We start from the raw sequence: 15045 nt of genomic DNA on the forward strand, positions 1-15045 counted from the left end.
GACTATCGGCGCCGGCGCGCGATCGCCGTGACGCGGCGATCGCGCGCGCGGATGCCGCCTCTGCCGATGCCGATGCCGATGCCGATGCCGATGCCGATATCGACGCCAACGCCGATACGCAGCCGACGACGCGAAACCGCAATCCCATCCAATCGTCGCAACCAATGTGTTCGGCGCATTTCCTCCATCTGCGCCGCATGACTCGCGCCGTCTCGATCGCCCACGTCCCCTGCGAAACGCGATCCAGCGGTTAGTCGCATCCAGCGACTGCCCCCGCTTCCCGCCGCCGGGTCCGCACGGCGCATCGCGCCGCGCCCCTGTCTGCAGACCGCCCGCGCGTCTGGCACACTGTGTCGCCGGGCCGGGCCTTGCGACGCCCGCGCCCGCCCTCATTTACGGTTGCGATGAACGTCACCACACCCCGCCCCGCTGCCAGCGCGCTCGACGCGTTCCACCCCGTCGTCGCCGCCTGGTTCTCCGGTACCTTCGCCGCGCCGACCGGCGCGCAGGCGCTCGCGTGGCCGCACATCAAGGCCGGCCGCTCGACGCTCGTCGCCGCGCCGACGGGCTCCGGCAAGACGCTCACTGCATTCCTGTCCGCGCTCGACGATCTGGTGCGCGATGCGCTCGCGCACGACGGCGCGCTGCCGGACGAGACGCTCGTCGTCTACGTGTCGCCGCTGAAAGCGCTGTCGAACGACATCCACGTGAACCTCGACGCGCCGCTCGCCGGCATCGCCGCCGAGATCGCAAGGCGCGGGCTGCCGGCGCCGCAGATCCGCACCGCGGTCCGCACGGGCGACACGACGCAGGCCGAGCGCGTCGCGCACCGCAAGCATGCGCCGCACATTCTCGTCACGACCCCGGAATCGCTGTACGTGCTGCTGTCGTCCGAATCGGGCCGGCGGATGCTCGCGAGCACGCGCACCGTGATCGTCGACGAAATCCACGCGCTCGCGAACAACAAGCGCGGCAGCCATCTCGCGCTGTCGCTCGAGCGGCTCGACGCGCTCGCCGGCCGCAGGCTGCCGAGGATCGGGCTGTCCGCGACGCAAAAGCCGGTCGAGGCGGTCGCCCGCTTTCTCGTCGGCGGCTGCGGCGACGCGCCGCTCGACTGCGCGATCGTCGACACGGGCCACACGCGCACGCGCGACCTCGCGCTTGAATTGCCGCCCGTGCCGCTCGGCCCGGTGATGGCGAACGACGTGTGGGAGCGCCTCTACGACCGGATCGCCGAGCTTGCGGCCGCACACCGGACGACGCTCGTGTTCGTCAACACGCGCCGGATGGCTGAGCGCGCCGCGCGCCATCTCGCCGACCGCCTGGGCGCGGACGCGATCGCCGCGCATCACGGCAGCCTCGCGAAGGCGCATCGCCTCGACGCCGAGCAGCGCTTGAAGCACGGCAAGCTGAAGCTGCTCGTCGCGACCGCGTCGCTCGAGCTGGGGATCGACATCGGCGACGTCGATCTCGTCTGCCAGCTCGGCTCGCCGCGCGGAATCGCGCCGTTCTTGCAGCGCGTCGGGCGCTCCGGGCACCGCGTCGGCGGCGTGCCGAAGGGGCGGCTCTTTGCGCTGTCGCGCGACGAGCTCGTCGAATGCGCGGCGCTCCTCGACTGCGTGCGGCGCGGCGAGCTCGACCTGCTGCGAATCCCGCACGCGCCGCTCGACGTGCTCGCGCAGCAGCTCGTCGCCGAGGTTGCGTGCCGCGAGTGGGACGAGGACGCGCTCTATCGCTGCATGACGCAGGCCGCGCCGTACGCGGCGCTTTCGCGCGAGCAGTTCGACGGCGTGCTGACGATGCTCACCGAAGGCTTCACGAGCCGGCGCGGCGCGCGCGCCGCGTACCTGCATCGCGACGTCGTTTCGCACACGGTGCGCGGGCGGCGCGGCGCGCGGCTCGCGGCCGTCACGTCGGGCGGCACGATTCCCGACAACGCCGACTACGCGGTGCTGCTCGAGCCGCAAGGCGTGAACATCGGCACGGTCAACGAGGATTTCGCGGTCGAGAGCCTCGCGGGCGACGTGTTCCAGCTCGGCAACCAGTCGTACCGGATCATCCGGATCGAGACGGGGCGCGTGCGCGTCGAGGATGCGCATGGGCAGGCGCCGAACATCCCGTTCTGGCTCGGTGAGGCGCCCGCGCGCAGCGACGAGCTGTCGGCGGGCGTCGCGCGGCTGCGCGCGCATGTCGACGCGCTGCTGGCGCGCGGGGATGCGCGCGGCGCGCACGATGACGCGGATGTGGACGATGCCGATGCGGAGAACGCCGGCGCGGCGGTCGCGATCGGCGGCGTTTCGCGCACGGGCGACAACGCGCGGAATGCGCGGCCGAATGCGCCGTCAGCCTCACGCACGACGGCGAGCGCGCGACGCGATGCGCCGCTCGCGCGCGCCGATTCGCCGGCGTCTCGAACCCGCGTGCGGCTGCGCGCGGAAACCGGCACGCCGCCGCCCGGCAAAGCCGCTGCCGCCGCGCGCGCCGCGTCGCCTGGCGACGCAGGCACGCCGTTTGCCCGCGACGGCGAGGCCGCCCCTTTCGCGCAAGGCGACAGACAAGTCGCCGCCGCGGCTGCGGACGCCGCGGACGGCGACACATCGCGCAGTCGCGCCGCCGCCCGCCTCCCCGCTCCGGCCGCACCGGCCGCTGCGTCGCGGCCCGCCGCCGCATCCATCGACGCCGCGCCGTCCGAAGCCGCCCCCGAACCGCGCCGACTCGCGCCCGTGCTCGCGTGGCTGACGGGCGAACTCGGCCTCGACGCCGCAGCCGCGCGACAGATCGCCGACTACCTCGCGCGCGCGCGCGCGGCGCTCGGCGCGCTGCCGACGCAGGACACGCTCGTGATGGAGCGCTTCTTCGACGAATCGGGCGGCATGCAGCTCGTGATCCACTCGCCGTTCGGCAGCCGGATCAACCGCGCATGGGGCCTCGCGCTGCGCAAGCGCTTCTGCCGCACGTTCAACTTCGAGCTGCAGGCGGCCGCGACCGACGACGCGCTGATCCTGTCGCTGTCGCTCGCGCACAGTTTCGCGCTCGACGAAGTCTGGCGCTATCTGCGCCCGGCGAGCGCCGAGCACGTGCTGATCCAGGCGCTCCTCGACGCGCCGCTCTTCAATGCGCGCTGGCGCTGGAACGCGACGACCTCGCTCGCGCTGCCGCGCTTCGCGGGCGGCCGCAAGGTCGCGCCGCAGTTGCAGCGGATGAAGAGCGACGATCTGCTCGCGACCGTGTTCCCCGATCAGGTCGCGTGCGCGGAAAACATCGTCGGCGAGCGCGAAGTGCCGAAGCACCCGCTCGTCGACCAGACGCTCGACGACTGCCTGCACGAAGCGATGGACACCGAAGGCTGGCTCGCGCTGCTGCGGCGGATCGAGTCGGGCGGCGTCGCGCTCGTCGCGCGCGATTTGCCCGCGCCGTCGCCGCTCGCGGCCGAGATCCTCAACGCGAAGCCGTACGCGTTCCTCGACGACGCGCCGCTCGAAGAGCGCCGCACGCAGGCCGTACTCGCGCGGCGATGGAGCGATCCGGCATCCGCCGACGATCTCGGCGCGCTCGACGCGGGCGCGATCGATTCGGTGCGCGACGAGGCCTGGCCGCTCGTGCGCGACGACGACGAGATGCACGACGCGCTCGTCGGCCTCGCATGCGTGTCCGACGGCGAAATCGGCGCGAACGACGGCTGGCGCACGTGCGCCGAGCGGCTCGCGGCCCGCAGGCGCGCCGCGCGGCTCGCGCTCGCGGACGGCCGCGGACTATGGATACCGGCCGAGCGCGTCGCGTGCATGCGCGCGCTATACGGCGGCGACGCCGCGCTCGCGCCGCCGCTCGAGCCGCCGCCCGGCTTCGACGCGCCGTGGGAACCCGACGCGGCGCTCGTCGACGTGATCCGCGCGCGGCTCACGGGCTTCGGGCCGCTGACGGCCGACGCGCTCGCGACGCCGCTCGCGCTGCCCGCGTCGTCGGTCGCAATCGCGCTCGCTGCGCTCGAGCGCGAAGGCTACGCGATGCGCGGCCGCTTCACGCCGGGCGCGCGCGACGAAGAATGGTGCGAGCGGCATCTGCTCGCGCGCATCCACCGCTACACGGTGAAGCGGCTGCGACGCGAGATCGAGCCCGTCGAGCTCGCGGACTTCATGCGCTTCCTGTTCCACTGGCAGCGCGTCGCGCCCGACACGCGCGGGATGGGCGTGGATGCGCTCGCATCGGTCGTCCATCAGCTCGAGGGCTTCGAGGCGGCCGCGAGCGCATGGGAGGATGAGTTGCTGCCCGCGCGGCTCGCCGACTACGTGACGGGCGGCCTCGACGAGCCGTGCCGCGCGGGCAAGCTCGCGTGGGCGCGGCTCGGCGCGCCGGCGAAGGCCGCGAGCGCGCCCGTGAAGACGACGCCCGTCGTGCTGCTGCCGCGCCGCGAGCTCGCCGTCTGGCAGGCGCTGCGCGATCCGGCCGCGCAGCCGGCGCTGTCCGCACGCGCCGAGCGCGTGCGCGCGACACTCGCCGCGTACGGCGCGATGTTCTTCGACGAGCTCGTCGCGCACGCGCGCCTGTTGCCCGTCGAGCTCGAACGCGCGCTCGGCGAGCTCGTCGCGGCGGGCCTCGTCAACGCGGACAGCTTCGCGGGCCTGCGCGCGCTGATCAAGCCGGCCGCGCAGCGCAGCACGCACCGGTCGTCGCGCACGCGGCGCGGCGGCGCGCTGATCGGCGGGATGGACGACGCGGGACGCTGGGCGCTCGTGCAACGGCTGCCGCTGACTCGCGTCGATTTCGGCGGCGGCGGAAACGCGTTCGAAGACGTCGAGAACGGCAACGGCAGCGGCTACGCTCGCCATCCCGGCGATCCGGACACCGTCGCGCTCGGCGACGCGCGCGTGGCCCGCGCGATGCGCGCCGCACCGCCGCCGACGGGCCGCCATACGATCGCGCCGGCCGCGCTCGAGCACGTCGCGCGGACGCTCTTGCGCCGCTACGGCGTCGTGTTCTGGCGAATCCTCGCGTGCGAAGCCGAATGGATGCCGAGCTGGCGCGAGCTGCTGCCCGTCTATCGGCGGCTCGAGGCGCGCGGCGAGATCCGCGGCGGCCGCTTCGTCGCGGGCCTCGCGGGCGAGCAGTTCGCGCTGCCCGACGCGATCCCGATCCTGCGCGACCTCCGCCGCCGGCCGGCCGAAGGGCTGATGCTGTGCGTGAGCGGCGCCGATCCGCTCAATCTGACGGGCACGCTGCTGCCGGGCGACCGCGTGCCCGCGCTCGCGGGCAACCGGGTCCTGTTCCGCGACGGCGTGCCGATCGCGTCGCTCGTCGGCGGACAGTTCGTCTACGCGCGCGGGCTCGACGCCGTCGAGCAGGACGACGCGCGCGCGAGGCTCGCGCGGCATCGATGACGCACGCGACTGCCTCGACGACGCAAACGCCTGAGCCGCGACGTTCGGCCCGACACCGGCGCGCGCCCCGCCATCGACACGGCCGCCGCTTCGCCGCACCCGCGACGTCGACGCCGCATGCGGGACGGCGCGCTGCCCCCTGCTGGTTCGCGCGAGGCAGCCAGCCGGGCAACGCGCCCCGCGCAGTCTCGCGGTGATCGCGGCGCTGGCGGGCTGCGCGCTCGGCGTGACGGTCGCGACGGGGATGGGCCCGAAGCCGCTCATGCTCGCGACGTCGGGCAACTTCGTGATGGCCTACGTGCTCGGCGCGGCGGCGGCCGCGAAGCTGCTGCCGCGCGGCGGATTCGCGCATCGCAGTTCGATCGTCGCGTTTCTGTCGGCGATCCTGCTGCTCGCGACGACGGGATGGTATCTGCTCTGGCCGCTGCTGCTGACGGGCGCGGCGATCGGCTATCTTCAGGCGGCGGACAAGCGAGCGGCGGCGAGGCGGTAAAGGCCGCCGCCGCGGCTCGCGACGCCCACAGCCGCGTGCCCGCAGTCGCGCGGACATGCGCGCCGACGTCGTCGTCGATACGCTGCTGTCGATTCGCGAGTTGCCGAAGCGCATGGCGGACGCTTGGTCGAAGGCGCCCGCATCCGGCGCCGCGCGCCGTTTCGGATTCGATTCGTTCGCGGTCCTGCGACGCGACGAGCGCGAGCTGTCGCTCGGTCTCGTCGGCCGGTTCTGGCGACCGAATGTCGGGCTCGCTTCGATCCGCGATGCCGACGCATTCGAACGCCACCGCGATTCACGCGATACGAAGCTCGTGTTGCGGTTCAGCGTCGCCGACGCGCCGCAGCGCGGCCATCTTCTCAGGACCGAGACGTTCGTTTATTGTCCGAACCGTTCCGTGAAGCTGCTGTTGCTGTCGACGCCTTACTGGCTCGCGATCCGGCTCGCGAGCAGCTGGATCCGGCGACGCACGCTGAATGCCGTCGAGACATCGCCGCGAAATTCGGGACGCTGACCGACAGGCCGTCGCACCCTCGAGCGCATGCGCGACATGGCCGCCCGCAGCGCGCTCCTGGACACCGGCTTCCGAACGCCCCGGCCATCGACATAAAGTTTCGCCCGCTTCGGCCGATAACGCGAAAGCCGCCGATCGACGCGCATTCGAAGACGCGCTCCGCTCGCAGCGCGACCGGTGCGTCGTCCGCGCACTGCCGCACTGCCGCACTGCCGCACCGCCGTTCACCGATGACGATCCGTGAGCCCGGCGCGGCGCGCCCCCAACTCGGTACAAGAACCTCGCATCGTGATCGCCTGCATCCCGACCAGCCGCCTCGCCGTCCTGACCGGCCGCCATCCGTGGATCGTCGGCGCGCTGGGCACGCTGATGGCGTTCGGCGTGCTGTCGATCAGCCTGCTCACGCTCAATGCAGCGCGCAACGAGGCGATCGAGCATGCGCACGAAACGTCGAGAAACGTCACGACGATCGTCGTCAACAACATCGCGCGTACGATCGATGCATCCGATCACTCGCTGCTCACGCTGATCTCCGGCCTCCATCAGACCGACGTCCGGCGCCTCGATCGCGCGACGCGGCACGCGCTGCTGTTCGACCGGACGGCCGCCGCGAAGTACGTCACCGGCATGGGCATGATGGATGCGCAGGGGCATATCGTCGACGGCTGCTGCAGCGCGTCGCACGCGGGCAGCTTCACGGACCGGGATTATTTTCTCGTGCACGAGCAGGCCGGCGACGCGGGGCTGTACGTGTCCAAGCCCTACCGGTCACGGACGCGCGGCGGCGTCGAGTCGATCGCGTTGAGCCGGCGGATCGGCAAGCCCGACGGCACGTTCGGCGGCGTCGCCGTCGTCGCGATCGACGTCGCCTACTTCCAGCATCTGCTGTCGAAGCTGAACGTCGGCCCGCACGGCGTCAGCGCGATCGTTCACGTCGACGGCACGCTCGTCGCGCGCAACCCGGACCTGCCGCATGACGGGCCGAGCGTCGTCGTGAAATCGCCGACCTTTCCGCGGATGGCGAACCAGGACGCCGGATTCTATGCGGCGCGATCGCCGATCGACGGCGTGCTGCGCCTCTACACGTTCGAGCGCATTCCGGGCACGCCGCTGGTCGCGATCGTCGCGCCCGCCCAACAGGACGTGCTCGCATCATGGCGCTCGCTCGCGCTCAGCGTCGGCATCTCGGCCGCGTGCGTGAGCATCGCGTTTTCCGGCGTGGTCTGGCTGCTCGCATTCGCGCTCCGCGACCGTGCCGCCGCACAGGATCGATTGCTCGAGCTGTCGCAGACCGATCCGCTGACCGGCCTCAAGAACCGCCGCGCGCTCGATCATGCGCTGCAAAACGAATGGGAGCGGCTGCAGCGCAACGAAAGCCGCCTGTCGATCCTCTTCATCGACGCGGACCACTTCAAGCGCTACAACGACGCGCATGGCCACGCGCAAGGCGATCTCGCGCTGCAATGGCTCGCCGCGTGCATCGCGCGCCGCGCACGCCGTCCGGGCGGCCTGGCGGCGCGGTACGGCGGCGAGGAATTCGTCGTGATCCTGCCCGATACCGACGAGGCGGGCGCGATGACGGTCGCGCAGTCGATCCGCACGGGCATCCGCGACGCGATGCCGGCCGGCACGCCCGATACGATTCCGCCCTTCAGCGTGAGCGTCGGATGCGCGACGAGCCGGCGCTCGACGCATGCGTCGCTCGACGCGTTCGTCCGGGCGGCGGACGGCGCGTTGTACCGGGCGAAGACGGAGGGAAGGGATCGAGTCGTCGCGGCGGATTCGCTCGCGCCGTCGGCATATTGAATCGCAGCCGTCGCGCATGCCAGCCGCGCAGGCGAACGGTCGCGCCTGCGGATCGGCACCACGATCCGCCAAGGCGACGGCGCGAGCCCCATCGCGATGCCCGCGATGAATGCGCCGGTCCCGCCGAGCACGATCGCCCTCGCGCCGCTCATCACGACGGGCATGGCAATTACGGCGCGCAACAGACGGCGCGTCCACCGATCCGCTTCCTCGCCGGTCCGATAAAGAGTAATCTGACGCCGCTTCGATCAACGACACCCGCGATGAGCAAAACCAGAAAATTCGCACTAATCGCCCTGGCTTTCACGGTCCTGGGTTTCTATCACCTGTTCACGTTTTTCCACAACAACCAGACGGGCTGCGTTCCGTTTCGAGCGCATCTGACATGCCGATATCAGAACGTGGAGAATTTTCAGAACCTGCAGAATCTCGAGTTGTTTTTCGCGTGCGCGTGGCTCGCGGCTGCGGTGCTTTGTTGGATGACGGTGGCGCAGGCGCGCAAGGAGCGCGCATAACGGAGCGCCGACGGCGGGCGTGGTGAACGCCGGCGGCAATTCGGTTCACCGCCTTCGTCGATGGGCGCTGCCGGCTCTTCTTTTCGTCGGCATCCTGCATTAAGTACGGCCGGACGTTGGAATCGAGGAGATGAGCGTGGCCCCGCATGAGGTCTTGTGCCCGTCGAAAGCCACGGCACGCCCGTCAATGCGGACATTCTCGTCGCCCTCCACGATCACGCAATGATTGTGTCCATCCATCGGGCACGTGCAGCGGTCGCCGACACAGGCCACCGCCCGCCCCATTACGGTCGAGCCCTCGCGGCCGGTTTCGACGTGGCCGCCGTGCGTTGTCGAATCGCCGATGCGAATCACGCCGCGCATACGAGCCTCTTAGCGGAAAGGATTCAGATCCGGTTGCTTCTGCGTCGGTGGGCTCACCATTACGATCGTCGCCGTGCCGTTCGGCCGCCGATTGATCGTGGCGCTGGCTCCGCCTTCGTTGTAACCCGCGATCAAGCCGAGCCCGATCTGGACCAACGGCGAGCTGATACCCGTGTTACCGATCCGGTGGCCGATATCGTAGCCCTCTTTCACGTCATCGAGACTGGGCGAGGACGGACCGCTTTGCGCGAGCGCCTGATTGATCGGCGCCACCCATGTGCGATCACCCGTCGTGTCGTAGAAAATACGTTTCGGCGTTTCGCCGGCCGGCAGCGTGCCGATTGCCTGCTGCCAGCCAACCTTGAGCGCTTCCGCCTGCTGCGCGGTTTTGAACGGCTTGCCGTGCGAATCGGTGAGCTTCACGTCGACGGGCCGATGCAGATAGCCGAGCAGCGGCGCGTTGTCAAATTGTTTCACCTGCCACGTCGTCCAACGCACCGGGATATAGGGCGTCGGCTTGAATTCGCCCGGCCCTTTGTTGCTGATCGTCTTCCAGAATTCGGGAAGTTTGGTTTGCCACCACATAGAAGTGACGAAACCCGGTGACATCGGCGTGTCGACTCCTGCCTTCCGTTCCTCTGCATCATAATGTGCGGAGAAGCCGTCCGGCCCAGAATCATGATTGATCTGCCAGAAGTAGTTCCACAGCCGAGTGATATCGTAATCGGTCGTGTTCTTGTTGACGTTCTGAGTCTGCTCGACGGCGTACGGACGGATAAACCTGTCAACTCGATCCGAGCGGGACACAAGCATCGAGACCATGCTGTCCGGCATCGAGGGAATGTTCGACTGCTTGAATGTGTCCACATAGCCCGGCGTCTGGTTAAGCTTTCGGGTCGCTGCCCCATCAAACGTGACGACGACCGCTTCAGGGACATCTGGATGCGCGTCGAAGAATGCGAACAACTTCTCAATGATGCTGGCGCCGTCGTCGGTGTTCGCATCTTCCTGCCACAGCAGCAGCGTGACGCCCAGGCCCGCTTCTTGTCGAAGCCCGGAAAGTTCTGCGCCTGGCCGATCAGCGCGCTGCGCCTTTGGTGGTTCCCAAATGAACACCGGGACCGGCCAATACTCGACGGAATGATGGGCCGCCAATTGGAAGCTCAGGCCAGTCGCCACACTGAGGTAGGTCATCCGGCTATCCTCGTTATCCGGATAATCGGCAGGGTTTTGCGACATATAGGACGTGTGATTATCCGCCTTTGCTTGTATGGCCTTCCAGATTTCGTCATTCGCGTTGCGCTCGGTCACGAGCCCTAAGCCGCGGACCTCCAACACGAATTTCTCCCTTGTCGGGGCAAGCAATGCCGGCGCGCCATTGTTGCCGTGCATTACCGCTGCAGGTGTCTCCGCCATAGCGGACATTGAACTCGCGACCGCCGACGTAGGCTCGACAGGCGCACGATGCCGCCAGGCGTAGCTCGCCGCGAACGCTGTCGCAACGACACCCAGTGCAATCAATACACCGTTCCGAATGCTACTCGCCATGCCTGGCATCTCCTGTCCTGTTGCTTGCCAATAGTGATAATGCCGCGTCATCACGAGGAACGTCCAACCTAGCGCGATCAATACGAATACAGCCGCGAACGGCCAGATACGAGGTTTCATATCGCCTCTTCGATAATCTCATGTTTTGCTTTCAGCCTTCAGCTCGCTGGTGACCAATGGCGGAAAAGTAAGCGGCACAAACCTCTCGGCTGGGAATATGCCCGATCGGTAATATGTTGAGCACGCATCTAAAAAACCACGCGTACTTTGATCCAATCGGTTGAAGGCCTTGCATTCTTTCATCTGCTTAAATGCACGGGGCGTCATCTTCCAATCAGCCATCAATAGCAACAACTGCCGCCAGTCCGGATCATCCAACGTCACCGCCTGGCCGACCGCGACATCCATCGCCGTGACCCAGCGATGGTTCTCGGAGCTGAGCAGAACCCCCGAATGATAGTTGTTCGCTTCCAATTGATCGGCATCCGTGCCCATGCGCTTGCGAACCTCGTCCGGCGTTTCCTCGCGTTGGATCACGTACGTCTGATACCGTCCGCCCGTAGCGGCCGCCGAGAGAATCGAGCCGAGCGACTGACTCGGCACGATGCGCCAGTTATGCGACTGCTCGTCGATCGGACGGCCTCGATTGAACGTCTGCCTGTGCGGCTCGATGCTGGCGCCCGGGTCATCCGTCGTCGCGACGTCTTTCCATTGGAACTTCGCGTACTGGTTGCCGAGCGCGACGTTTTTCGTCACGTCATCCGGGCGCATCAGCCCGGCGACATCGGCGTGCCCGGGTCGCTGCCCGCCTTTCTTGACTTCGCCACCGTACAGGTCAGGCTCGTACGGCGGGTTCAGTTGCTCGCCGTTGATGAAGCGAATGTCGTTGCGCTTGAACGACGCCTGTAGCGCCATGTTCTTGCTGGACTCGACCACTGAGCCCAACATCGTGCCGTCCGTGTCGGGCCCTGGTGTCAATCGCTGAACCTGGTCCCGAACCGGCACGCGCGCGGGGGACGTACCGACAGCGACCTTCGACCGCTTCCCCCTGCCGTCCTGGTCGCGTTCCAGTCGCGTCCACATGCGCTGGAAAAAGCGTTTCGGCGCGAGCGTCGTCATCGCGGGCATCGTTTTGCCCTGCTTGGCGGCCGCGCCATCGGCCGGAACGTCGTCGGGCACGCCGAACGTCCCGATCCCGCGCACCTTGTCGAGGCCGACCACGGTGTCTTCGGGGCAGAAGTAAAGATAGACCTTGCCCCGGTTGTCGCGCTCGTCAAACGTGATCCAGTTCTTGCCATGCTTGTCCAGGCGCTTTCCCTGCGTCTGGCTCCAGTTCCGTCCAGCTCGTCCGCCCGAGCAAACCGAATCGATCATCAGGTCAGCCAAGTCCGGAAGCGTATGCGGCTCGCTCGTCACCGCGTTGACGATGTCGACCAGCGTCTTGAGCTTCGCGTGCCCGGTTTGCTGGCTGCCGTCCTTCGTGAACTGCAGGCTGTATGGCGTATCGACCATGATGATGCAATCGACGCAGCGTTGCCCTTGCTGCTTGAGCATCGCCTGCGCGAGCAGCGTGATGATCGTGCCTTGGCTGTGCCCCATCACCGTGATCGTTTCGTGCTTCGGATCGATTCCATGTTCCAACGCGAGCGCGGAGGGCTGGATGGCGCGCATTGTCTTGATGAGGTTCGCCAAGCGAGCTGCGGCGAGCACGAAGTAACGGCGGTCTGGTGAGTTGCCGGCGAAGATCGTATTGCCGGCAAGCGCATTTTGCATGACCGTGCGCTCGAGCTTGTCCGGTTCGAAGCCCCGGCTGTACATCTGAGGGATGTTGTTCGTCGCGTTGGCGAAGAACCCGCCCCCCTTGCCGAAATGGGCGTCGAGCCGGTTCGCGTGGATGTCCTGATACTGGCCGCGCGTCAGCAGATTGCCGTCGCTGTCCGCCACGCGGCTCTTGACCTCGCCAGAATTGTTCACCTTGGCAATTTCGTTATCCGCGGCTCGATAGCCCCAGTAGAACGGTAAAAACATGCTATGAGCGCCGCCGCTCTCCGAACGCCTATACAGGAACATGTCGGGATCGTTGGCGATCTTGCTATCGAAGAACCGGCTTTTTTGGCTTTTCGCTTTGATGGCCTCAGCATATTCCTGGCCGTATTCGCCCGGCCGCAGATCGCTCCGCGACAGGCGCTCGTTGAGCCCTTGGCAGAGCCCGCGCTCAACGGTCGCATAGGCCGCACCCGGATCGTTGACGCCGTGAATGAAGATCACCACGCCCGGAAGATCGGCCGGAATCTGAACGGGCCGATCGCCCGGCCGATTCGCCATCGTAACGCCCGCCCCTTGGGCGGCCGCGTGATACTGATCGTTGTTATCGCTCATCGTTCGTGTAGGCGTCGCAACTGGTCGGATGGCGCGGCAGCAACTGCTGGCAACTCAGGGGCTTACGTTTCGTGTGCGACATCATAGCGGGTCCTGCCGGACGAGTTCCATCATGCGCGCCCCGAAGTTGAAAGCGAGGAGATGAGCGTGGCCCCGCATGAGGTCTTGTGCCCGTCGAAAGCCACGGCACGCCCGTCAATGCGGACATTCTCGTCGCCCTCCACGATCACGCAATGATTGTGTCCATCCATCGGGCACGTGCAGCGGTCGCCGACACAGGCCACCGCCCGCCCCATTACGGTCGAGCCCTCGCGACCGGTTTCGACGCGACCGCCATGCGTTGTCGAATCGCCGATGCGAATCACGCCGCGCATACGAGCCTCTTAGCGGAAAGGATTCAGATCCGGTTGCTTCTGCGTCGGTGGGCTCACCATTACGATCGTCGCCGTGCCGTTCGGCCGCCGATTGATCGTGGCGCTGGCTCCGCCTTCGTTGTAACCCGCGATCAAGCCGAGCCCGATCTGGACCAACGGCGAGCTGATACCCGTGTTACCGATCCGGTGGCCGATATCGTAGCCCTCTTTCACGTCATCGAGACTGGGCGAGGACGGACCGCTTTGCGCGAGCGCCTGATTGATCGGCGCCACCCATGTGCGATCACCCGTCGTGTCGTAGAAAATACGTTTCGGCGTTTCGCCGGCCGGCAGCGTGCCGATTGCCTGCTGCCAGCCAACCTTGAGCGCTTCCGCCTGCTGCGCGGTTTTGAACGGCTTGCCGTGCGAATCGGTGAGCTTCACGTCGACGGGCCGATGCAGATAGCCGAGCAGCGGCGCGTTGTCAAATTGTTTCACCTGCCACGTCGTCCAACGCACCGGGATATAGGGCGTCGGCTTGAATTCGCCCGGCCCTTTGTTGCTGATCGTCTTCCAGAATTCGGGAAGTTGCGTCTGCCACCATTGAGCCGACATGAAGCCGAGAAAAGCGCGCGGCTGAATGCCCACCGCCTTTTGCTGCTCTTGATAGTACGCTTCAAAGCTGCCTGGTCCTTCCCCGTTGTTTTTCTCCCAGAAGAAGTTCCATAGCTTGGTGATGTCGTATTCGGTCGTGTTCTTGTTGACGTTTTCCGTCTGCTCGACGGCGTAGGGGCGAATCAGTTGGTCGACGCGATCCGAGCGGGACACGAGCATCGCGACCATGCTGTCCGGCATCGTAGGAAGGTTGGACTGCTTGAACGTGTCCACATAGCCCGGCGTCTGATTGAGTTTGCGGGTCGCCGCCCCATCAAACGTAACGATAACCGCCTCAGGCACGTCCGGATGTGCGTCGAAAAATGCGAACAGCTTCTCGATGATGGTTGCACCATCGTCCGTGTTAGCGTCTTCTTGCCACAGCAAGAGCGTGACGCCTAGGCTTGCCTCCTGTCGAATACCAGAAAGCTCATTAGCTGGCCGACTAACGTGCGGTGCTTTCGGCGGCTCCCAAATGAACACCGGGACCGGCCAATAGTCAACGGAATGATGGGCCGCCAGTTGGAAGCTCAGGCCCGTCCCAACCTCCAGGTAGGTCATTCGGCTATCCTCGTTGTCCGGATAGTCGGTGGGGTTTTGCGACATGTAGGTGGAGTGATTGTCCGCCTTAGCTTCGACCGCATTCCATATTTCGTCATTTGCATTACGCCCGGTCACGAGCCCCAAGCCACGAACCTCTAAGACGAATTTCTCGCCTGTTTGAGCGAGCACTGCCGGAGTCCCGTTATTGCTGTGCATTGCTGCGGCAGGCAATACTGGCGAAACGGATATTGAACTCGCGACCGCGTGCGGCGGCTCAACAGGTGTACGGTTAAGCCAAATGTAGCTCACCGCGAAGGCTGCCGCGACGACGCCCAGTGCAACCAATACACCGTTTCGAATGCTACTCACCATGCCTGGCATCTCCTGTCCCGTTGCTTGCCAATAGTGATAATGCCGCGTCATCACGATGATTGTCCAACCCAGCACGATCAAGATAAACCCAAGTACGTACGGCCAGATACGAGGTTTCATATCGCTCTTC

General features: G+C 66.7%; 10 protein-coding genes and 1 pseudogene. 5 read left to right on the top strand and 6 right to left on the bottom strand.

Annotated elements, in window-relative coordinates:
- Positions 1-2: 2 nt before the first annotated feature.
- Positions 3-224, bottom strand: a complete 222-nt coding sequence (locus WS70_RS31915) for a hypothetical protein (RefSeq protein WP_159082972.1) — start codon at positions 222-224, stop codon at positions 3-5.
- Positions 225-404: 180 nt separating this feature from the next.
- On the opposite strand from WS70_RS31915, the gene WS70_RS33255 reads away from it, so the two are divergent.
- From WS70_RS33255 to WS70_RS33260, 5 genes and pseudogenes are all read left to right on the top strand, one after another.
- Positions 405-5375, top strand: a complete 4971-nt coding sequence (locus WS70_RS33255; RefSeq protein ID WP_059598021.1) for a DEAD/DEAH box helicase — start codon at positions 405-407, stop codon at positions 5373-5375.
- 122 nt (positions 5376-5497) lie between these two features.
- A pseudogene (locus WS70_RS26155) lies at positions 5498-5868 on the top strand (amino acid permease); the annotation flags it as partial.
- Positions 5869-5923: 55 nt separating this feature from the next.
- The gene (locus WS70_RS26160; protein ID WP_059471008.1) at positions 5924-6382 is read left to right on the top strand and encodes a hypothetical protein; all 459 of its coding nucleotides are present in this window, start codon (positions 5924-5926) and stop codon (positions 6380-6382) included.
- A 288-nt stretch (positions 6383-6670) separates the two neighbouring features.
- Complete coding sequence (locus WS70_RS26165) at positions 6671-8188, top strand: sensor domain-containing diguanylate cyclase (RefSeq protein ID WP_059471007.1); 1518 nt, start codon at positions 6671-6673, stop codon at positions 8186-8188.
- A complete protein-coding gene (locus WS70_RS33260; RefSeq protein ID WP_226382867.1) occupies positions 8185-8703 on the top strand; it encodes a hypothetical protein in 519 nt (172 codons plus the stop codon). The genes WS70_RS26165 and WS70_RS33260 overlap by 4 nt, the downstream gene beginning before the upstream one ends.
- A gap of 99 nt (positions 8704-8802) precedes the next feature.
- Here WS70_RS33260 and WS70_RS26175 read toward each other — a convergent pair whose 3' ends face one another.
- The 5 genes from WS70_RS26175 to WS70_RS26195 form a co-directional block, all read right to left on the bottom strand.
- The gene (locus tag WS70_RS26175) at positions 8803-9066 is read right to left on the bottom strand and encodes a PAAR domain-containing protein (RefSeq protein WP_108034064.1); all 264 of its coding nucleotides are present in this window, start codon (positions 9064-9066) and stop codon (positions 8803-8805) included.
- Positions 9067-9075: 9 nt separating this feature from the next.
- Positions 9076-10734 carry a type VI lipase adapter Tla3 domain-containing protein gene (locus WS70_RS26180; RefSeq protein ID WP_162498998.1) on the bottom strand — a complete coding sequence of 553 codons (1659 nt, stop codon included), beginning with the start codon at positions 10732-10734 and terminating at the stop codon, positions 9076-9078.
- Between the two features lie 18 nt (positions 10735-10752).
- A complete protein-coding gene (locus WS70_RS26185) occupies positions 10753-12993 on the bottom strand; it encodes a DUF3274 domain-containing protein (RefSeq protein WP_108034066.1) in 2241 nt (746 codons plus the stop codon).
- A 110-nt stretch (positions 12994-13103) separates the two neighbouring features.
- Positions 13104-13367: a PAAR domain-containing protein gene (locus tag WS70_RS26190; RefSeq protein ID WP_108034067.1), complete on the bottom strand. Its 264-nt coding sequence runs from the start codon at positions 13365-13367 to the stop codon at positions 13104-13106.
- 9 nt (positions 13368-13376) lie between these two features.
- The gene (locus WS70_RS26195) at positions 13377-15035 is read right to left on the bottom strand and encodes a type VI lipase adapter Tla3 domain-containing protein (RefSeq protein ID WP_162498999.1); all 1659 of its coding nucleotides are present in this window, start codon (positions 15033-15035) and stop codon (positions 13377-13379) included.
- Between the last annotated feature and the right edge of the window lie 10 nt (positions 15036-15045).

This window comes from Burkholderia mayonis (genome assembly GCF_001523745.2).
GTDB lineage: Bacteria > Pseudomonadota > Gammaproteobacteria > Burkholderiales > Burkholderiaceae > Burkholderia > Burkholderia mayonis.

Coding starts and splice junctions, on each gene's coding strand:
- WS70_RS33255 (WP_059598021.1), top strand. CDS start 405: ATGAACGTCACCACACCCCGCCCCGCTGCCAGCGCGCTCGACGCGTTC.
- WS70_RS26160 (WP_059471008.1), top strand. CDS start 5,924: ATGCGCGCCGACGTCGTCGTCGATACGCTGCTGTCGATTCGCGAGTTG.
- WS70_RS26180 (WP_162498998.1), bottom strand. CDS start 10,734: ATGAAACCTCGTATCTGGCCGTTCGCGGCTGTATTCGTATTGATCGCG.
- WS70_RS26175 (WP_108034064.1), bottom strand. CDS start 9,066: ATGCGCGGCGTGATTCGCATCGGCGATTCGACAACGCACGGCGGCCAC.
- WS70_RS26185 (WP_108034066.1), bottom strand. CDS start 12,993: ATGAGCGATAACAACGATCAGTATCACGCGGCCGCCCAAGGGGCGGGC.
- WS70_RS26195 (WP_162498999.1), bottom strand. CDS start 15,035: ATGAAACCTCGTATCTGGCCGTACGTACTTGGGTTTATCTTGATCGTG.
- WS70_RS26190 (WP_108034067.1), bottom strand. CDS start 13,367: ATGCGCGGCGTGATTCGCATCGGCGATTCGACAACGCATGGCGGTCGC.